This window comes from Lacinutrix sp. MedPE-SW (genome assembly GCF_001874145.1).
Classification (GTDB): domain Bacteria; phylum Bacteroidota; class Bacteroidia; order Flavobacteriales; family Flavobacteriaceae; genus Lacinutrix.
Genome location: NZ_MPCX01000002.1, coordinates 61,614 through 82,786 on the forward strand (window position 1 = coordinate 61,614; position 21,173 = coordinate 82,786).

The 21,173-nt window shown below is 31.2% G+C and carries 18 protein-coding genes and 1 tRNA gene; 9 read left to right on the forward strand and 10 right to left on the reverse strand.

Annotated elements, in window-relative coordinates:
• Window positions 1-152 precede the first annotated feature (152 nt).
• Window positions 153-1,949, forward strand: coding sequence for a translation elongation factor 4 (lepA, locus tag BM549_RS02505; RefSeq protein ID WP_290468822.1), 1,797 nt, complete (start codon window positions 153-155; stop codon window positions 1,947-1,949).
• Between the two features lie 95 nt (window positions 1,950-2,044).
• On the opposite strand, the gene BM549_RS02510 is transcribed toward lepA, so the two are convergent.
• Complete coding sequence (locus BM549_RS02510) at window positions 2,045-3,889, reverse strand: sodium:proton antiporter (protein ID WP_290468823.1); 1,845 nt, start codon at window positions 3,887-3,889, stop codon at window positions 2,045-2,047.
• 699 nt (window positions 3,890-4,588) lie between these two features.
• Between BM549_RS02510 and BM549_RS02515 the strand changes: the two genes are divergently transcribed.
• The 4 genes from BM549_RS02515 (at window position 4,589) to gltX (ending at window position 10,640) form a co-directional block, all read left to right on the forward strand.
• Window positions 4,589-5,458, forward strand: coding sequence for an MBL fold metallo-hydrolase (locus tag BM549_RS02515; RefSeq protein ID WP_290468824.1), 870 nt, complete (start codon window positions 4,589-4,591; stop codon window positions 5,456-5,458).
• A gap of 19 nt (window positions 5,459-5,477) precedes the next feature.
• Complete coding sequence (locus tag BM549_RS02520; protein WP_290468825.1) at window positions 5,478-7,097, forward strand: S8 family peptidase; 1,620 nt, start codon at window positions 5,478-5,480, stop codon at window positions 7,095-7,097.
• Window positions 7,098-7,163: 66 nt separating this feature from the next.
• Window positions 7,164-9,014: a M1 family metallopeptidase gene (locus BM549_RS02525; RefSeq protein ID WP_290468826.1), complete on the forward strand. Its 1,851-nt coding sequence runs from the start codon at window positions 7,164-7,166 to the stop codon at window positions 9,012-9,014.
• 117 nt (window positions 9,015-9,131) lie between these two features.
• Entirely contained in the window at window positions 9,132-10,640 is a 1,509-nt protein-coding gene (gene gltX / locus BM549_RS02530) for a glutamate--tRNA ligase (RefSeq protein ID WP_290468827.1), read from the forward strand.
• A gap of 71 nt (window positions 10,641-10,711) precedes the next feature.
• Here the strand turns inward: gltX and BM549_RS02535 are convergent, their stop codons facing one another.
• Window positions 10,712-12,541: a T9SS type A sorting domain-containing protein gene (locus BM549_RS02535; RefSeq protein WP_290468828.1), complete on the reverse strand. Its 1,830-nt coding sequence runs from the start codon at window positions 12,539-12,541 to the stop codon at window positions 10,712-10,714.
• Window positions 12,542-12,605: 64 nt separating this feature from the next.
• A complete protein-coding gene (locus BM549_RS02540) occupies window positions 12,606-13,289 on the reverse strand; it encodes a hypothetical protein (protein ID WP_290468829.1) in 684 nt (227 codons plus the stop codon).
• Between the two features lie 74 nt (window positions 13,290-13,363).
• Here BM549_RS02540 and BM549_RS02545 point away from each other — a divergent pair, with 74 nt between their 5' ends.
• Window positions 13,364-14,293 (forward strand): SPFH domain-containing protein, encoded by a 930-nt coding sequence (locus BM549_RS02545; RefSeq protein WP_013869617.1) that lies wholly within the window; start codon window positions 13,364-13,366, stop codon window positions 14,291-14,293.
• A 55-nt stretch (window positions 14,294-14,348) separates the two neighbouring features.
• Here the strand turns inward: BM549_RS02545 and BM549_RS02550 are convergent, their stop codons facing one another.
• From BM549_RS02550 to BM549_RS02560, 3 genes are all read right to left on the reverse strand, one after another.
• The gene (locus BM549_RS02550; RefSeq protein WP_013869618.1) at window positions 14,349-14,549 is read right to left on the reverse strand and encodes a hypothetical protein; all 201 of its coding nucleotides are present in this window, start codon (window positions 14,547-14,549) and stop codon (window positions 14,349-14,351) included.
• 78 nt (window positions 14,550-14,627) lie between these two features.
• Complete coding sequence (locus BM549_RS02555; protein WP_290468830.1) at window positions 14,628-15,785, reverse strand: GNAT family N-acetyltransferase; 1,158 nt, start codon at window positions 15,783-15,785, stop codon at window positions 14,628-14,630.
• Between the two features lie 74 nt (window positions 15,786-15,859).
• A complete protein-coding gene (locus BM549_RS02560) occupies window positions 15,860-17,863 on the reverse strand; it encodes a glutamine--tRNA ligase/YqeY domain fusion protein (protein ID WP_290468831.1) in 2,004 nt (667 codons plus the stop codon).
• A gap of 137 nt (window positions 17,864-18,000) precedes the next feature.
• Here BM549_RS02560 and BM549_RS02565 point away from each other — a divergent pair, with 137 nt between their 5' ends.
• The 3 genes from BM549_RS02565 to BM549_RS02575 all read left to right on the forward strand — a co-directional run bounded on the left by BM549_RS02565 (window position 18,001) and on the right by BM549_RS02575 (window position 18,784).
• Window positions 18,001-18,201, forward strand: coding sequence for a zinc ribbon domain-containing protein (locus tag BM549_RS02565; RefSeq protein WP_290468832.1), 201 nt, complete (start codon window positions 18,001-18,003; stop codon window positions 18,199-18,201).
• Window positions 18,202-18,267: 66 nt separating this feature from the next.
• Entirely contained in the window at window positions 18,268-18,639 is a 372-nt protein-coding gene (gene folB / locus BM549_RS02570) for a dihydroneopterin aldolase (RefSeq protein WP_290468833.1), read from the forward strand.
• A 74-nt stretch (window positions 18,640-18,713) separates the two neighbouring features.
• A tRNA-Cys gene (locus BM549_RS02575) sits at window positions 18,714-18,784 on the forward strand.
• A gap of 172 nt (window positions 18,785-18,956) precedes the next feature.
• Here the strand turns inward: BM549_RS02575 and BM549_RS02580 are convergent.
• The 4 genes from BM549_RS02580 to BM549_RS02595 form a co-directional block, all read right to left on the reverse strand.
• Entirely contained in the window at window positions 18,957-19,307 is a 351-nt protein-coding gene (locus BM549_RS02580; RefSeq protein ID WP_290468834.1) for a ribose-5-phosphate isomerase, read from the reverse strand.
• Window positions 19,308-19,313: 6 nt separating this feature from the next.
• A complete protein-coding gene (locus BM549_RS02585) occupies window positions 19,314-19,994 on the reverse strand; it encodes a LysE family transporter (protein WP_013869625.1) in 681 nt (226 codons plus the stop codon).
• 132 nt (window positions 19,995-20,126) lie between these two features.
• Window positions 20,127-20,804 (reverse strand): head GIN domain-containing protein, encoded by a 678-nt coding sequence (locus BM549_RS02590; protein ID WP_290468835.1) that lies wholly within the window; start codon window positions 20,802-20,804, stop codon window positions 20,127-20,129.
• A 58-nt stretch (window positions 20,805-20,862) separates the two neighbouring features.
• Window positions 20,863-21,165: a heavy metal-binding domain-containing protein gene (locus tag BM549_RS02595; protein WP_013869627.1), complete on the reverse strand. Its 303-nt coding sequence runs from the start codon at window positions 21,163-21,165 to the stop codon at window positions 20,863-20,865.
• Window positions 21,166-21,173 lie beyond the last annotated feature (8 nt).

A 21,173-nucleotide genomic window follows, 5' to 3' on the forward strand; every position in this document is an offset into this window, starting at 1 on the left:
TTATAAGAGTGCCAAGATAATAATAGTTTTTTACTTTTTAGTACGGTAAAAACCGTAAATCTCAACACTTTGTATTCCTAATAAAAACTTAAAAATCGCTAATATTTGCACTATATTTGCACTCTCTTTCATTTTTAAGAGTATTTTAGACTATGAAGAATATTAGAAATTTTTGCATTATTGCACATATTGACCACGGTAAAAGTACACTTGCAGATCGTTTGCTTGATGTTACTGGATCTGTAACAGCGCGTGAACAACAAGCACAACTTTTAGATAGTATGGATTTAGAACGCGAACGTGGTATTACCATTAAGTCGCATGCCATACAAATGGATTATATTTTTGAGGGTGAACAATATGTTTTAAACCTTATTGATACACCTGGGCACGTAGATTTCTCATACGAAGTTTCTAGATCTATTGCTGCTTGTGAAGGTGCTTTATTAATTGTAGATGCAGCTCAAAGTATTCAAGCACAAACTATATCTAATCTCTATTTAGCGCTAGAAAATGATTTAGAAATTATTCCAGTACTTAATAAAGTCGATTTACCAAGTGCTAATCCTGAAGAAGTAACAGATGATATTGTAGACCTTTTAGGTTGTGATCCAGAAGAAGTTATTCATGCCAGTGGAAAAACTGGTTTTGGTGTAGAAAATATTTTAAAAGCAATTATTGAGCGTATTCCAGCTCCAAAAGGTGATCCAGAAGCGCCTTTACAAGCCTTAATTTTTGATTCGGTTTACAATACTTTTAGAGGTATAGAAACGTACTTTAGAGTGTTTAATGGTGAAATTAAAAAAGGACAAAAAATTAAATTCGTAGCAACAGATAAAGAATATTTTGCAGACGAAGTTGGTACTCTAAAACTTAATCAAGTTGCAAAACAAAGTGTAAAAACTGGAGATGTTGGATACTTAATAACAGGTATTAAAGCGGCTAAAGAAGTAAAAGTAGGAGATACTATTACAGACTTTGCAAACCCAACTACAAATGTAATTGAAGGTTTTGAAGATGTAAAACCAATGGTTTTTGCTGGTATTTATCCAGTAGACACAGAAGATTATGAAGAGTTAAGAAACTCTATGGAAAAGCTACAATTAAATGATGCTTCATTGGTTTTCCAGCCAGAAAGCTCTGCGGCTTTAGGTTTTGGTTTCCGTTGTGGGTTTTTAGGTATGTTACACATGGAAATTATACAAGAACGTTTAGAGCGTGAGTTTGACATGACAGTTATTACTACGGTACCTAACGTATCATACTACGCATACACAAATAAAGAACCAGATGTGCCTTTAATTGTAAACAATCCTAGTGATTTACCAGAAACTACTATGATTAATAGGGTTGAAGAGCCTTATATTAAAGCAACAATAATCACAAAGTCAGATTTTGTAGGTAATGTAATGAGCCTGTGTATAGAAAAACGTGGTATGATTACTAATCAAACCTATTTAACACCAGAACGTGTTGAACTAACTTTCGATATGCCTTTAGCAGAAATTGTTTTCGATTTTTACGATAGATTAAAAACTGTTTCTAAAGGTTATGCTTCTTTCGATTATTCTCCAATAGGTATGAAAACATCAAAATTAGTACGTTTAGATGTGTTACTAAATGCACAACCAGTAGATGCGCTTTCTGCATTAATTCACGCAGATAATGCACACACTATTGGTAAAAAAATGACAGAAAAATTGAAGGAATTAATTCCACGTCAGCAATTCGATATTCCAATTCAAGCTGCTATTGGTGCAAAAATTATTGCTCGTGAAACTGTAAAAGCACTACGTAAAGATGTAACAGCAAAATGTTATGGTGGTGATATTTCACGTAAACGTAAACTGTTAGAAAAGCAGAAAAAAGGTAAAAAGCGTATGCGCCAAGTTGGTAATGTAGAAATACCTCAACAAGCGTTTATGGCTGTTTTAAAACTTAACGACTAGTAGTTTAATACATATTAAAAAAGCACTTTCTAAAAGTTAGAAAGTGCTTTTTTTATTGACTAAAAATTTTAGCCAAAAACTAAAAGTTTATTGTTTTAATTTGCTTCTACAACTTCAACATCAAAAGGTTTTCCTAAGTATACCAATTGAGAACCTTCATCAAATTTTTCTATATCTTTATTATACGATGAGATAATACTTAATTCGCCATCTCCATTTTTAATAAATAATGGGATTATTTCTTTATCGTTATTAGAAATCTCAATTAAACTATCGTAATGTTCTTTATCCTTCAATTCAATTTCTTGAATACTTGGGTATTTTCTGGTTACATTACTAAGTGTATTATAATCATCTGTATGACTAAAAAGCCCTTCTTTTGGGTTGTTTGACACATCTTTCATTTCATCTGTAGTCACTAACCTAAAAGACCCATTTTCACCAAATTGCTTACTAAATTTATTTATTGCATACTTATTTATATCTGAGCTTCCTGTTAATGCCATTAAATAGCCAACATCATTTAATTCTATGTTATCTAATAATGTGTCTGAATAAATGTTTGTAGAAATAGCTTCCAATCCTAAATCTTTAGCTTTAGCAATATTGCTTTGATTACTATCTATTAAAACAACATGTCTTCCGTTAGACTCTAAATAGTGGCCAAGTAATCGAGACACTTTAGAGGCTCCTACAATTAAAATACCATTAGATTGTGTTAAAAATACGCCTACAATTTTAGCAAATAATCTAGCGGTAGTAGCATTTAATAAAACAGTTCCTAGAACAATCATAAAAACTAACGGTGTAATATATTCTGCACCAACAACGCCTTCTTTTGCTAATTTTAAACCAAATAATGAAGCAATACCTGCTGCTACAATACCTCGAGGTCCAACCCAACTTATAAAAAGCTTTTCGTTAAATTTTAAACTAGAACCATAAGTGCTTAAAAATACACCTAATGGTCTAACAACAAATACAATTATAGCAAATAGTGCAACCGTTTTCCAGCTGTAAATTAAATACAACTCTTCCATATTAATATTTGCTGCCAATAATATAAATAAGATAGAAATTAATAATACACTTAAAGACTCTTTAAAATATAGAATATCTTTAAGGTGTGGTGATTTAGAGTTACCTAAAACCATTCCCATAACAACTACTGCTAATAACCCAGACTCGTGTGCAAATACATCAGACAATACAAAAACACCAAGGACAGTAGCAAGTGTAAACACATTCATTAAATAATGTGGTACTAATTTTTTATTTAAAATATAATTAAGCCCATGCGCAAAGGTGAAACCAAAAGTAGCACCAAAAAGTACAATTTTACCAAACTCTATAAATGCAGTTTTTGTAAATTCTCCACCAGCATCAACGCTAATAAATTCAAAAACCAAAACGGCAACTAAAGCACCTATTGGGTCTATTAAAATACCTTCCCATTTTAGTACTGCCGAGACGTCTTTTTTTAACGGGATATTTCTTAAAATTGGTGTTATAACAGTAGGACCAGTAACAATTATTAAAGCAGAAAATAAATAAGCAATTTTCCAGCTCAAATTAAAAATATAATGTGCTGCAACTGCTGCAGCAAAAAAGGTTACTATAGATCCTATAGAAATTAATTTGGTAATTACAGGACCAACATTTTTTATTTCTCCCATTTTTAAGGTCAATCCACCTTCAAAAAGAATAATACTTATGGCAAGAGATACAAAGTAAAAGAGACTTTGTCCAGGAAATAAACCTTCATCACCATTCCATATAGGTTCTATCCACTTTGTGCCATCTTCGCTTAAAAACTCTGCTGCAATTGGTCCAACTAAAAGCCCTATAAGTATAAGTGGTAAAATAGCTGGGATTTTAAATTTCCAAGCAACCCATTGTGCCAATATTCCTAAAATAATTATTCCTCCTAATTCTACCATATTATAATCTGTTGGTTTTTTAAAAATGTTAAAGTTAAATATAATAAAACAATTTTATGGTCAATTAACATTACTACAACGTTTGTAAGGTTATTTTAAAACAATATCTTCATTGTTTTAGAATAAAAACCCTAAGTGACTCATAAACCATTTAAAACAATTGGCATTTGCGTAGCCTTTACTTCAAACCTTAAAGCAAATTTATACGAAGCCACGTGATTAGCAGTGTTTTTTGAGGCTAAACTAATTTTAATTCATATTGGAATTGAATTTGAAGACAAAATAAAAACCTTAGAAATTATTCTAAATACGCTTAGAAAATACATTAAAACTACGAGGCAATTTTTAAAGCTTCAACAGAACAAAATAAATCTTTTAATAAATTGAAACCACCAAAAGAGAAAAGCTTTTTACTTATTATGTAGGTTCAAAATTAAACTCTGAAAAAATTAAGCAAATTGAAACAACAATAAAGGTTAATGTTAATAAAACACTTAGAAAAACACAAATTGTAAATGAAAGACTAATAAACCTTGAGCGGACAAGAATAGACAACATCATTGATAATATACCAAAAGCCTTTACTAAAATATTGTAATAAAAGCACTTTACGATTTTGGAAAACGCTTGCAAAAAGTGGTTTCTTAATAAAAACTTAACGTTTACCTTCAATCCTTACATTTTTCATAATTTGCAGCTATGAAATTATATCCTATAAACGCAGGTAATTTTAAACTCGATGGTGGCGCAATGTTTGGCGTTGTACCTAAGTCTTTATGGACAAGAACCAATCCTGCAGACTCCAATAACATGATAGATATTGCTGCGCGATGCCTATTAATTGAAGATGGTAATCGTCTAATATTAATAGACACAGGAATGGGTAACAAACAAAGTGAAAAGTTTTTTGGTTACTATCATCTTTGGGGAAACGATTCTATAGATAAATCTTTAGCAAAATATGGATTTCATCGTGATGATATTACAGATGTTTTTATGACTCATCTACATTTTGATCACTGTGGAGGTTCTATACAATACAATAAAGACAGAACACTTTTAGAACCTGCTTTTAAAAACGCACATTTTTGGAGTAATCAAAATCATTGGCAGTGGGCAACACAACCTAATCGCAGAGAAGTCGCATCGTTTTTAAAAGAAAATATTCTACCAATGGAAGAAAGCGGGCATTTAAAGTTCACTAAAATCCCAGAAAATCAAGAAGATATTTTAAAAAAATCGGCATTAGGATTCGATATTTTTTTTGCTAATGGACATACCGAAAAACAAATGATTCCAATGATTAATTACAAAGGAAAAACCATTTGTTTTATGGCAGATTTATTACCAACAGTTGGTCATTTACCAATACCATTTGTAATGGGTTACGATACTAGACCATTACTTACATTAGATGAAAAAGAAAAATTCCTCAATTTAGCGGCAGATAATAATTATTACTTATTTTTGGAACACGATGCACATAACGAACTTATTACTGTGCAACACACAGATAAAGGTGTGCGATTAAAAGAAACTTTCACAAGCAACGATATTTTTAACCTATAACAAACTAAATAATTTAAAAATGAAACTAATAAATAAAACTGTTTTATTCTCAGTATTTTCTGCAGCTATACTTTCTAGTTGTGGTGGTGGCGCACCAATTATTTCAACGCCAATTGAAAACATAGATACAACACCAATTAAAGAAGCGCCTTTAACAGAAGCCGAAGCTCAAAATTGGGGACACTTAGACCTAGTAAAAGATACTATTCCTGGTATGAGTGTAGATAAAGCTTACGCTGAAATTATAAAAGGTAACAAAGGACAAAAAATAATAGTAGCAGTTATAGATTCTGGTATTGATATTGAACACGAAGATTTAGATGGTGTACTTTGGACTAATAAAGGAGAAATTGCAGGAAATGGAATTGATGATGACAAAAACGGATATGTAGACGATATTCATGGCTGGAACTTTTTAGGAGATGCATACGATGAGCAATTAGAATACATTCGTTTAGTAGCTAGTGGTAACACAACAGCTCCTAGATACGATGAAGCTAAAGCTAAATACGATGCAGACTACAATAGTGCTCTTGCAGGAAAGGAACGTTACGAAGGTATTTACAATAGAGTAAATACTGCTCACCAAACACTTAAAACCCACTTTAAAAAAGATAATTATACTGCTAAAGAAGTAAACGCATTAGAAATTACAGATGCAGAGTCAGATTTAGGTAAAGCTGTAGAAACTGCTAAATTTATGTACGCTAATGGAATGTCTTCTTTACAAGATGGCTTAAAACAAATTAAAGCTGGAGTAGATTATTTTTCAGATCAAGTAAACTTTAATCTAAACAAAGATTTTAAAGGAAGAACTACAGGAGATAATCCAGACGATTTTAATGACAAACCAGGTTATGGTAACGCTAATGTAATGCCAGTAAAAAAATCTGAAAGTCATGGAACTCACGTTGCTGGAATTATTGCTGCAGAGCGTAACAATGGTTTAGGAGCAAATGGTGTTGCTAATAATGTTGAAATTATGAGTATTCGTGCAGTACCTAATGGTGATGAGTACGATAAAGATGTTGCAAAAGCGATACGCTATGCTGTAGATAATGGTGCAAAAGTAATTAATGGAAGTTTTGGTAAAAGCTTTTCTCCTCATGCTGATTGGGTAAGAGATGCTATTAAATATGCAAGTGATAATAATGTAATATTTGTTCACGCAGCAGGAAACTCAAGTGAAGATGTAGATACAGCTCCTAACTTTCCAGATGATAATGTAAATTACGTAGAAGTTGGTAACACATACATACGTGTTGGTGCATTAGCGCCTAGCTACGGTACAAAAATGGTAGCTAATTTTTCTAACTATGGTAAGAAAAATGTAGATGTTTTTGCTCCAGGTGCAAAAATATACTCTACTACACCAGAAAATGAGTACGATACTAAAGGTGGTACATCTATGGCTGCTCCTGCAGTTGCTGGTGTTGCTGCGTTAGTTTGGTCTCAATATCCAAAATTAACAGCTGCACAAGTAAAACAAATTATTTTAGATTCTGGATTAGCAGTAAATACTAAGGTAATTGTTGGTGGTAACGGTGAAGATATTAGAGATTTTAGTAGTTTAACAAAATCTGGTAAAATGGTTAATGCCTACAATGCATTAATTATGGCAGCTCAGTTGTCTAAGTAATTATACAAACCAAAAAAGCCTCAGTGATTTAAAATTACTGAGGCTTTTTTCTTTAAAATAAATAATATGAAAAAAAGTTTTTTTTTAAGTGTTGCAACTTCTTTATTTTTAATGGGTTGTGGTACTACAAAAAGTGTTTCTAACACTGCATCCACATCTCAAAACAGTCCAATGGCTGTAACTGCATCTTCAGCAAAATCTACCTATTGGCAACAACATGTAGACTATAAAATGGAGATTGACATGGATGTTAATAATTACCAATATCAAGGTAAACAAACACTAGTATACACAAATAACTCTCCAGATGTATTAAATAAAGTATTCTACCATTTATACTTTAATGCTTTTCAACCAGGAAGTGAAATGGACGCCAGATTACAGTCTATTAAAGATCCAGACGGAAGAATGATGGAAGAAGTAAATGGAGAAAAAGTAAGTAGAATAAGCAGTTTAAAACCTAACGAAATTGGTTACATAAAAGTTAATACTCTTAAGCAAAATGGAAAAAATGTAAAACATGAAACCGTTGGAACAATTTTAGAAGTTACACTAAACAATCCAATTCAACCAGGAGAAAGTGTAACATTCGATATGGATTTTAACGCACAAGTACCTGTACAAATTCGTCGTTCTGGTAGAAATAATAAAGAAGGTGTTGCATTATCAATGACGCAATGGTACCCAAAACTATCTGAGTATGATTTTGAAGGTTGGCATGCCTACCCATATATAGGAAGAGAATTTCATGGTGTTTGGGGAGATTTTGATTTAAAATTAACTATAGATAAAGATTATGTTGTTGGTGGTACGGGATACCTTCAGCCAAATCCTAAAATAAAAGGAAACAAAAAAACGCTTCACTTTAAAGCTCCAAATGTTCATGATTTTACTTGGGCAGCAGATCCAGACTATATTCATGATACAATGCAAGTCCCTAATGGACCAATGCTTCATTTTTACTATAAAAAAGATTTACCTGCAGAAAACTTACAATTCTGGAAAGATCTTCAGCCTAAAACAGTAGAAATGATGCAATATTTTAGTGAGCATATTGGTAAATATCCTTACGAGCAATACTCTGTTATTCAAGGTGGTGATGGCGGTATGGAATATGCTATGTGTACTTTAATAACAGGTAAACGTAAATTTGGTAGCTTAATGGGTGTAACCGCGCATGAGTTAGCACATACTTGGTTTCAGTTTTTATTAGCTACTAACGAAGGGAAACACGAATGGATGGACGAAGGTTTTACTAGTTACATAAGTGATCATGCAATGGATTATATAAACAAAAAAAATGCAGATAATCCTGCTGCAAGTGCATATAGAGGTTATACTTATTTAGCAACAAAAGAAGGCTTAGAAAAACCACAAACAACACATGCAGATCGTTACGAAACTAACACTGCTTATGGCATTACAGCTTATAATAAAGGTTCGGTTTTCTTATCTCAATTAGGTTATGTTATTGGAGAAAATAATTTAAAACAAACTTTAAAACAGTATTTTAACGATTGGGCTTTTAAACACCCAACACCAAACGATTTTATTCGCGTTGCCGAAAAAGTTTCTGGTTTAGAATTAGAATGGTATTTAACAGACTGGACACAAACAACTAACACAATAGATTATGGTGTAAAATCTGTAAACGGAAACACAGTAACATTAGAACGTATTGGTTTAATGCCAATGCCTATAGACCTTGAAGTAACTTATATAGATGGAAGTACAGAGGCTATTTACATTCCATTAGCCAGTATGCGTGGAGAAAAGCCAACAACAGCTACAACAATAAAAGATTGGGCCTGGGCATACCCAACCTATACTTTTGAAACCAAAAAAGCTGTAAAAACTATACAAATAGATCCAAAAAATCTAATGGCAGATATAGATAAAACTAACAATAAAAACTAAAGTATAGTTTTATAATACATTTAAACGGTGGCCTTGTGCTACCGTTTTTTTTATACTACAATTTATTTTGGGCTTCCCACTACTCTGCTCTATCTTTGCAGTCTTAAACTTAAAAAAATGTCAAAACAAGTTCGTGTGCGTTTTGCACCAAGTCCAACAGGACCTTTACATATAGGTGGTGTTCGTACTGCCCTATTTAATTATCTATTTGCTAAAAAACATAACGGTACTTTTGTACTTAGAATAGAAGATACAGACCAAAACCGTTATGTAGAAGGTGCTGAACAATATATAATAGATGCTTTAAATTGGTGTAATATTCCTTTTGATGAAGGACCAGGTAAAAACGAAAAATTTGGACCTTACAGACAAAGCGAACGCAAGCATTTATATAAAGATTATGCCGAGCAACTTATAGCATCTGGTAATGCATATTATGCTTTTGATACAGCCGATAGTTTAGATGCACACCGTAAAGATCACGAAGCTAATGGTAAAACATTTATTTACAACTGGCATAACCGTTTAAAATTAGATAATTCTTTAGCACTTTCTCAAGAAGAAGTACAAGCAAAATTAGATAATGGTGATGATTATGTTATTCGTTTTAAGTCGCCTCAAGACCAAACATTACATTTAAAAGATATTATTCGTGGAGATATAAAAATTGATACTAATATTTTAGATGATAAAGTATTATTTAAAAGTGATGGTATGCCAACCTACCATTTAGCAAATATTGTAGACGACCATTTAATGGAAATCTCTCATGTTATTCGTGGTGAAGAATGGTTACCATCTTTAGCATTACACATGCAATTATATACTGCTTTTGGTTGGGATGCACCAGAGTTTGCACATTTACCTTTAATTTTAAAACCTACTGGTAAAGGAAAATTAAGTAAACGTGATGGAGATAAATTAGGCTTTCCAGTGTTTCCTTTAGAGTATACATCGCCAAATGGTGACATTTCTAAAGGTTATAAAGAAGAAGGATATTTTGCAGATGCTGTTATTAATTTCCTGTCCTTTTTAGGTTGGAATCCAGGTACAGAACAAGAAATTTTTAGTTTAGAAGAGCTTATTGAAGCTTTCGATTTAAGTCGTGTAAATAAAGCAGGAGCGCGTTTTGATCCAGATAAAACAAAATGGTTTAACCACCATTACATGCAAGAACAAAATAATGATGAGTTAGCCGAAGCTTTTAAAAATAATCATGAAGCATTAAAAGATATCGATGTTAATTACATTGCTATGGTTGTTAACTTAGTTAAAGAACGTGCAACGTTTGTAAACGATTTTTGGGACTTAAGTAGCTTCTTCTTTGTAGCGCCAGAAAACTTTGATGAAAAAGCATCTAAAAAAGCTTTTAAAGAAGAAACCAAAGAACTTATGACAACGCTTGTTTCAATTATATCTAATATTGAATATTTTGAGGTAGAAACACTTCAAAAAGAAATAAAAGGTTGGATTACTAAAAATGAAATTGGTTTTGGTAAAATAATGATGCCTTTACGTTTAGCTCTTGTTGGAGCTTTAAAAGGACCAGACGTTTTTGATATTATGTATATGATTGGAAAAGCTGAAACTGTAAAACGTATTGAAAAGGTCATTTCGGTTTTATAAAAAAATAGATTAAATAGATTAAAAAAAGCGAGCCATCTGGCTCGCTTTTTATGTATAAAATAACTTACAAATTACTCTTTAATAAATTTCAACACAGCACCTACTCCATTAAATTTAATAAAGTATGTACCTGTTGCTAAGCTCGAAACATCTATTGAATTTGTTGTACTATTAACAGATTGGGTTTTTACTTTTTGTCCTAACATATTATAGATGGTCGCAACCTGTTCCTCTTTAAGGTTTTTAAAAGATATTAAACCATTTGTTGGGTTTGGATATATTGCAACCGTATTTAAATTAAACTCATCTACACTTAAATTACAGTTGTAAGCTGGCATATTATAGCCTTGAGCAGTAAACCTATTTGTCATGGCTTGAATATCTGCACAAGTATAACCATGAGCTGTTCCCATATCTATAGCAGCTTGTCTTACTGCTATTGCAGCGTTTTGTTGGTTTGTACCACTATTTGTCATGGCTAAACCTTCTAAAAAAGCTTTGTCTGTTTTTTCACGACCTATATCTTCCCAAATTTCCATTAAAGTTGTTGCCCACATTTGTCCATCTGTATGAATTTGACCAATTAAACCACTTGGATATTGTGCACCATAATTAGTTACTCTACCATTCCAGCAAGTATTATGGCCATCCCAACCAAAAACATAATAGTAAGACGCGTCTGTAGTATTCCATTGCCCTAAACTTCTTTTATAAGAGTTTGCCCAATAATCTCCACAACCTTCACTTAATCCATTTACTTGAGATAATCCACCGTTTGTTAACCAATCGTGCAAACCATGACCTAATTCGTGTAAAACCACATCTGCATCTTCTGCATCATCTACACAACCTTCTCCAAAAGACAAACTACCAGAACCACCTAAATAATGTGAATTATCGCTTCCGTTTAATCCAGAAGGATCTACTTTTACACCAGTAGTATATTGGTATGGCATTAAATTAATACCCAATGTTTCATTTATGTAACGCATACTTTTATCTATGTGGTAATAAACATTTACAGCTTCAAAGCCGTCTTGTTGTCTATTAAAATTAAATACACTTGAGGCTTGATTAAATAAGCCTTTACTTGGCGATTCGAAATCTACAACCTCAGCATAAGGTCCTTCTAAATAATATTGGCCACCTGTTTGTGTAATATCTAATAAAGTTACATTTGTTCTAGCCGCATCTAACGCTGCATTAGTCGCATCATTATTATCTACATATTGGCCACCATAAACATTATTTGTTGCTGTTAAAGGATCGGTTTCAAAAACAAAACCACTTCCATTTACTAACATCATCATGTTACTACTTTTTGCTTTTGGTTCTTCCTTTTTCTTGTTCTTGTCTTTATGGTTTAATGCTTTATTTTCAACATTAATAACTGTTCCTGTTTCTGCGTTTACAATTATTTCCCAACTACCAATGGGTGTTTGTTTAGGTTCTAATCTAACAATATATGCTAGTATTGTAGTTTCTCTTTTATTGTAGATAAATAGTTCTTCCTTTTTAAAAGCAATTTCTCCTGCATTAATTTCATTTTTGGCTATCTCGAAAGCTTCGTTTTGGGTGATTTGTGGTATTGTATTTATTGTTTCTACACTAGCATCGTAAGTACTAGCGTAATAAGTAACGACATTGTTATTTGAGACATGAATAGTAATTTCTGCATCAAAAACCTGAACACCATTTTGCATTTGGTAATATCTAAATGTCTCGCCAGATAGTCCAACTTTACTAAATAACATTTCCAATGTGTGAGCATCTTGTATTTGTAATATCTCACGATTTTGGATTAACCAATTTGTTGCTACAGTCTGTTTACTGTTTTGGGCTATTGCAAATTGAGAAGTTGCAAAACAAAATGCAATTATAAAAAGTAGATTGTGTTTCATAGTATTGGTATTTAGTAAACTAGCTAAAACCCAAATGTACAAATTACAATCTATTTATTTATTATTAAAACGTTACTTGCGCGGTTAAAACTACCATGGATTGATTTCCTTTAAAGTTAGTACGATTAAGCTCGTTAAAAGCCTCGTCGTTTAATTTATTTAAAGTATTTAAAAAACCGTAAATATATTGGGCTTTTAATTTAAAGTGACTAAATCCTGCACTTAAACCTACTGCTCCATTTACATTAAATCTAGAAATTGGGGTAATATCTTGTGCGGTTACAGTTTCAAAATTATTTATTAAATAATTCTCTTGATTTTCATCTTTTAATTCTAAATCTGCATTGTATTGTAACATTGGTCCAAGATCAAAAGTTACATAGCTTTCTATTAATTTAACGTGTAATAAAAAAGAAAGTTGTGCAGTAAGTAGCTTGTATTCTATATCTTCAGTCGTATTAAAAACGTTAGATTGTCTACCTTCAACACTAAAATTATTTTCTGCTAATTGCATACTGTAACTAACACCATACCATTTGTGAGGTAGCATTACAGAAGCTGTTAAACCTGCGGCCCAACCATTTCCTTTTTTTGTATTAAAGTTATCTGTTATAATATCATATTGAGTTAAGCCACCAGAAATACCTATACCGTTTTTTATATCGTAATTTCTTTTTTGCGAATAAGAAAGTGTAACAAAACCTATAGTAAATACTACTAATATAATGTGTTGAATATTTTTAATCATAAATTTGGGTATAAAAGCACAAATATAACCTAAATTAGTAATCATTAACTAACCATAAAAAACAGTTATCTATCATGGGACAATTTATTCTTATTCCGATTATATTTTTCGGACTTATTATTTTAATATCTGCTTTCTTCGTAGTAAAGCAACAAACCGCTGTTATTGTAGAGCGCTTTGGTAAATTTCATAGCATACGTCAATCTGGCTTACATTTAAAAATACCTTTAGTAGACCGTATTGCAGGACGTTTAAGTTTAAAAATACAACAATTAGATGTTATTATAGAGACAAAAACGTTAGATGATGTGTTTGTACGTTTAAAAGTTTCTGTACAGTATAAAGTAATAAAAGACAAAGTGTATGATGCGTTTTATAAACTAGATTACCCACATGATCAAATAACATCTTATGTATTTGATGTTGTACGTGCCGAAGTACCAAAAATGAAATTAGACGATGTTTTTGTTAGAAAAGATGATATTGCCTTAGCTGTAAAAGCAGAATTAAATGATGCTATGATGGATTACGGATTTGATATTATTAAAACCTTAGTTACAGATATCGATCCAGATGCACAGGTAAAAGCTGCCATGAACCGCATTAACGCATCTGAACGTGAAAAAACTGCTGCACAATATGAAGGTGATGCTGCACGTATTTTAATTGTAGAAAAAGCAAAAGCCGAAGCAGAAAGTAAACGTTTACAAGGTCAAGGTATTGCAGACCAACGTCGAGAAATTGCTCGTGGTCTTGAAGAAAGTGTAGAGGTTTTAAATAAAGTTGGTATTAATTCTCAAGAAGCATCTGCTTTAATTGTTGTGACACAGCATTACGATACTTTACAATCTATAGGTCAAGAAACAAACAGTAATTTAATTTTACTACCTAATTCACCACAAGCGGGAAGTAATATGTTAAACGATATGGTTGCTAGTTTTACTGCTAGTAATCAAATTGGAGAAGCTATGAAAAATGCAAAAAAGAAAAAGGAATTAGAATAACAAATTACTCTCAAATAAATAAAAAAGCCTCTAAAAATTAGAGGCTTTTTTTATGCTATTTTTTATAACGTTCTTTAAGTTCTACTAGCGTATTTCTATAATTCTCTAAAGACTCTTTGTCTAAAGTTGCTTCATCGCCATGAGGTAATGTGTCTCTGGTTTCTTTTAGATATTTTTGTAGTTCTGGATAATTTTCCTCAATATCTCTAGTAATTTGACTAATTTCTGTTAAAATTTGTTGTGCTTCTTTATCCATAATTTCTTGGTTTTACTCTAAAATTAATAGTAAAATTGAAGAAATTAAAATTTTTGATGCTAATTGATTGTTAAAAACCTACTTAAAAGGATGACGCTCAACCCAATCTCGTGCAGGATTTAAGTACTTAACAATAAATCTTAATAGCATATTTGAAGGAAACGTATTAGTATGTTTCATATAAACATCCATAGCTTTTGCTTTTGCTCCTATAGAACTTTTTATTTCCATTGCAGTACGTGCGTATATAATAGTATTAAAATTATTTTCTATACCAAAAACAGCCATATCATAAAGCATATTAAGATATATTTGATGCTTTTTCTGTAAACTATTATTATAGCCTAAAAAGTAAGTTTCTAGTTTTCTTTCGTTTATTATTAGACTAAAAAAACCTACTAATTCTTGATTTATAAAATAGCCAAAAACTTTAAAATTATCTTTTAGAGCTGTTTTTAAATCTATAAAATGACAAGAGTTTAATATAAATGAATTTACCCTAGCATTATCTGAAACATTCTTATAAAGCTGAAATATTTGTGGTTTTAATTTAATAAGTTCGTTTAAATCAAGCTCTTTTTTTTCAATTACCTTTCCTTTTTTTAATGCCGATTTATAACGGTCACGATATTTTTTATTTAAAGCACTACTATAATCCTGTTTTGTTTTCCACACTTCTGGAATTGTAAAAACCATATTGGGTTGTACTTGCACTTTATATAGTTTTTCTCTTTTAAAAATATGCCCATATTTGTGTATAGCATCAGCTTTAAAATAATCTTTAAAAGCTATAATTCTAACGTTTTTTTTATTTGTGTTTTTTATTTGTTGTGCAATGCTTTTTAAAGCTTTAAAAACTTCATTTAAAAATTGAGTATACTCAATTTCATGTCTATTAAAATACAAACCATGTTGTCCTGTATGCATTATATTACCTACAATTAAAGCATTACCTCTTACTATTTTTGAAATTACTTGTTTAGATTTTCTAATTAAATAGTTATCGTTTGTATTTCTAAAAATATCATCAAGATACATTTCTACACGTTGAACAATAGCTATTGCTACAAGTTTTTCAGCTTTAAAGACACCAATATAATATGGCGTAACATTATTTGGGCATGAATTTTCTAAGGCTTTAAGAAACTGTTGTTTTAAAAAAATATCATTATGATTTAAACAATCCCAAGATTTTGGGAGCGCGTTTGATGTATGATAAATTTTATAAGTAATCAATGTTTGTAAAAAAAGAAAAAGACTGAAACTATTATAATTTCAGCCTTTGTAAAGTTATGTTTTTAATTGGTTAATTACAAGGCTTTTGCCTCTGTTACTAACAATTGATTTTTATCGTCTAAAGCTTTAGTGATAAATGCATTTATAGCTTCGTTTTTTTCTAATCCATTTTTTAATAAAACACCTAAACTAATCATGGTAATTATTCGCGTTCCACTTTTTTTAACCGATGTGCCAAATAATGGTTCTAGATCTTCGTAAGTGATGCTTTTTGCTAATTCTTGAATCTCTGCTTTCGCTTTTGCTTGCTTATCTTCTGGCATACGATCGTACTTTTTACCATAAGATTTTATTTGCTCTATAGCTGGACGGTTATTTTGTTGTGGTTGTTTTTGTTGGTTGTTATTACTTGCTTTAGGTTTTGCTTTTGCCCAAGAGTCGCGTAATCCAACCGTTTTATTAAAAACTAAATTATTTGCAGTAGAATCGTTATCTACATTAAAATAACCTAAACGTTGAAACTGGAATTGTTCACCAACTTTAGCATTAGCTAAACTTGGTTCTACAAATGCTTCTATAACTTTTAAAGAGTTTGGGTTTATAAACTCCATAAAATCTTTTTCTGCATGGCTATCTGGCGCTTCGTTTGTAAATAATCTATCATATTCTCTAACTTCTGCTTTTAAAGCATGTTTTATAGATACCCAATGTAATGTTCCTTTTACTTTCTTTTCGGTATCTGTAGAATACGTACAATTTATTTGTATAACATTACCATTTGCATCCTTTTCTACATTTTCTGCCTTAATAATGTATGCATTTTTAAGTCTTACTTCTCCTCCTAATTTTAACCTAAAAAACTTGTTTCCAGCTTCTTCTTTAAAATCTTCTTTTTCAATGTATAATTCACGAGAAAATGGTACTTTTCTAAATCCTGCAGTTTTATCTTCCTGGTTATTTTCGGCTTCAAGCCATTCTTCTTTATCTTCAGGATAGTTTGTAATTACAACTTTTACAGGATCTAAAACAGCCATTACTCTATCGGCTTTTTTATTTAAATCTTCACGAATACAAAATTCTAAAAGTGATACATCTATAACATTTTCACGCTTTGCAACACCAACAGTTTCTACAAATTTTCTAATAGATTGTGGTGTATAACCGCGACGACGCAAACCAGAAATAGTTGGCATTCTTGGGTCATCCCAACCGTTTACAATACCTTCTTCTACTAATTTAAGTAACTTACGTTTACTCATAATTGTGTAGCTTAAGTTTAAACGTGCGAATTCTCGCTGTTTAGGCTGCATTGGGTACTTGTCTTTAGCAAAGTTATATACTTGCTCCTTAAACCAATTATAAAGCTCTCTATGCGGTTTAAATTCTAGTGAGCATAATGAATGTGATATTTGCTCTATGTAATCACTTTCACCGTGTGTCCAGTCGTACATTGGGTATATACACCAATTACTACCGGTACGGTGATGATCTTTTTTTAAAACACGATACATAATAGGATCTCGCATAAGCATATTAGGATGCTGCATGTCTATTTTTGCACGTAAAATATGCTCTCCTTCTTTGCAATCTCCAGCTTTCATTTTTGCAAAAAGTTCAAGATTTTCGTCTACAGTTCTATTTCTAAAAGGACCATCTACTCCTGGTTGTGTTGGTGTTCCTTTTTGTTCTGCCATGGCTTCACTAGATTGAGAATCTACGTAAGCTTTACCGCCTTTTATTAGTAAAATTGCCCAATCGTAAAGTTCTTGAAAATAGTCTGATGAGTAACACTCTTCTGCCCATTTATAGCCTAACCAAGATACATCTTCTTTAATAGCGTCTACATATTCCTGCTCTTCTTTAGCAGGATTTGTATCGTCAAAACGTAAGTTAACAGGTGCATTATATCTTTCTCCTAAACCAAAACTAATACCAATGGCTTTAGTGTGCCCAATGTGTAAATAGCCATTAGGTTCTGGCGGAAAACGAAAACGTAACTTATTTTTTTCTAATCCGTTTGCTAAATCTTCTTCTATAATATGCTCTAAAAAATTGAGCGATTTTGTTTCTGTAGACATACTTGTATTCTTGATTTTAATTGATTATTTGCTATTAAATCAACTTAAAAATAGTTTGTAAAATTAATGAAAATACGTAACAAAATAACCGTTTATTATACATATACTTTATAACATTAATTAAAACAATAAAACTTATGAGTTATAGCTGCCCAAAATGTAATAATACTACATACGAAACAGGACAAATGCGTGCTACTGGCGGTACATTATCTAAAATTTTTGATGTACAAAACAAAAAATTTACATCTGTAACTTGCAAAAATTGTACTTATACAGAGTTTTATAAAACTAAAACTAGTGCAATAAGTAATGTTTTTGATTTTTTTACAAGCTAAAATAGCTTTGAAAATTTATTTTAAAAATAATAGCTAAACTGAAAAAACTCGCATTACATTTGCGCTATGGGAATAATTAAAGTTGAAAACATACGTGTTTATGCACATCATGGTTGTTTAAAAGAAGAAACAGCAATAGGTAGTGATTATCGTGTAGATTTAAAGGTAAAAGCCGATTTACAAAAAAGTGCAAGTTCTGATGCTTTAAAAGATACTGTAGATTATGTACTTTTAAATAAAATTGTAGTTGAAGAAATGGCTACGCCAAGTGCACTTTTAGAACATGTTGCTAAGCGTATTTTAGATAGAATTTTTGCTGAAGATAAGCTAGTTACTGTTGTAACTGTTGCAGTAAGCAAAATAAATCCTCCAATTGGTGGTGATGTTGAGATGGTTACCATAGAAATAACCGAAAAAAGAAAAACAGGAAGTAAATAGTGTAAAAAGGGAATTATTTTTATATTTGCCTTCTCGTTATAATTAATGAGTCTCCTATTTTTTTAGGAAATTAGGGTGTCGTGGCCGAGTGGCTAGGCAGTGGTCTGCAACACCATCTACAGCGGTTCGAATCCGCTCGACACCTCGAAAAAAGCGTTACTTTTTAGTAGCGCTTTTTTTATTTTAAATTTTAAAAAAATTTATAGTAAGAGGTTTATAGCGGTTCTAATTCTGCTTAACACCTAAAAACAAGCATTACTCTTTTATTAGCGCTTCTCTTATTTTATTATTTAATTTAGTGACAGCTTATTTAAGCTTTAATTAAACCAAACAGCGTAACGCTTTTTACGTAACTGTAAAGCTAATGCTTTTTCCATTTTTAATGCTTCGGCTCTTGTTGCTAATGGTTTTATATGGTTATATAAACTTGGCCTTAAGTAAGACCCATATTTTTCTACAATGTTTGAAGATAACTTATAGCCTTTTGCATTTCTATATCCTGTTTTATGCTGTAGAAAACGCTCTTTTGGTGTCTTGCTTGTCATACCTACATATAAACATTCTAAAACGCCGTTAAATTGTGGATTTGCAGCTCTAAACTTAGCGTTTTCTGTAAATACCTTTTTACGTAATTCTATAACGTAAATATGGTATTGTGTTTTAGACATGTGTATTTAATTGGTTTGGTGTTCTATTTTATCAATTATTTGCTGCGGATTTAATTGATCTTTTGGTAAAAAGCCTTTTACTATTAATACAGTACCACAAACTACTAAAATTAAACCTAATAATCGCTTTATTTTTATAATTCTAGTTGGTGTTAGCTTACTTTTAAGTTGCTTGGCAAGTAGTATTTTTATAACATCGGTTACAAAGTAAGCACCAATCATGGCACCAAAAAATATAAAAAACCTATTGGTATCTCCATCTAAATTTGGTCCAACAACTATTATTATTCCTAACCAGAAAACTAAAACACCAATATTTATAAAGTTTAGAAAAAAGCCTTTTGCAAAAAGTGCTAAGTAATTTGTTTTAGGAGAGGCAATTTCGGCAGTGGTTTCTAATCCTTTTTTAGATTTTTTAAAGTAGATTATAAAACCGTATATGGTTAATATTGTACCACCAAAAACATATAATCCAGGATGGTTGCTTAAGTTTTCTAATAATTGAAAACTAGAAAAATAGGCAACAGCAATAAATAAAGCATCTGCTACTATTACACCTAAATCGAAGGCTACTGCTGCACGAAAACCTTTTAAAACACTGGTTTCTAACAATACAAAAAAAACAGGACCAATCATGAAAGCTAAAAAAAAGCCTAGTGGTATCGCTGCCTGAATGTCTTCTATCATATAGTATATTGTGTTTAATACAAAAGTAAAGAAATTATACTATTAAAGTAAAATAAAAGGTTTAAGCATTTTAATAAAAAAAAGCTTTAGCGCGGTTACTAAAGCTTTTTTAAAATATTATTTAAAGTGGTTTTAGTTGTTATGTACTTTAATTCTACCACCAAAAGTTTGTTTTTTATTTACAGTATTTGGGTTACCATAAATATCTATATCACCACCAGCAGTAATTCTAGCGTCTACAAATTCACTTGCGTTAACTTCTGCTTCTCCAGCAGCTCTAACTTTTACATTGGTGTTTTTAGTTAAAAATGTTCTGCCGTTATAAATACCACCTGTATTTAAGGTAATATCTTGATTTTTTGCTTTTCCTTTAGTTTCTACAATGCCTCCAGATACGGCTCTAACTTCTAGTTTTTTTACATCTAAACCTATTTTTAAAACAGCACCTTCTTGAGCTCTTAATTCTATATTGTCTTGAACAATGAGTTCGTTTCCTATAATTTTTGCTCCTTCATTACCATCAATTACATCTAAATTTTTATAGTGTACTGCTACAAAAGTTTTAGTACCATCAAAAATACGTTCAAATTTCATTTTCACTTTTAATGTTCCGTTTTTACTTATAACTTCTACATCTTGAGCATCTTCACCAGAAATAATAACTTTATTTTCGTTTGCTTTTACTAAGCTAATATGTATTAAATCGAAGACTTTAACGGTTGTAAAATCGTCAACTTTTTGTTCTATTGGGTTTTGAGAAAATAAAGAAATTGATATAAAAAATAAGAATACTGTTGCTAATTTTTTCATTGTAAATAGTGTTTCTTTAAAGAGTACTAAAAAATAAAAGTGTTACAGTTTTACAAATTTATTTTTCTGGAACTACATGTACTGCGGTTCCTATGGCATTTACAAAAAAAGAAGTACCGTTTACTGTTTCTAAATCTATTGATATGCCAACTACTGCATTTGCATTTAGATTTTTAGCATTTTCTTTTAATTTTTGAAAAGCGATTTCATTGGCTTCATCTAAAACATCATTTGTAATGGCTTTACTTTTTTCTACTTTAAAAGAGAATTTTGTTTTATACTCAAAACTACTGCCGGCTACAATGCCTTTATAATCTATTATTTTGAAACCTTCAATAGAGTTTGTTGTTGTTAAAATCATTAGTTATA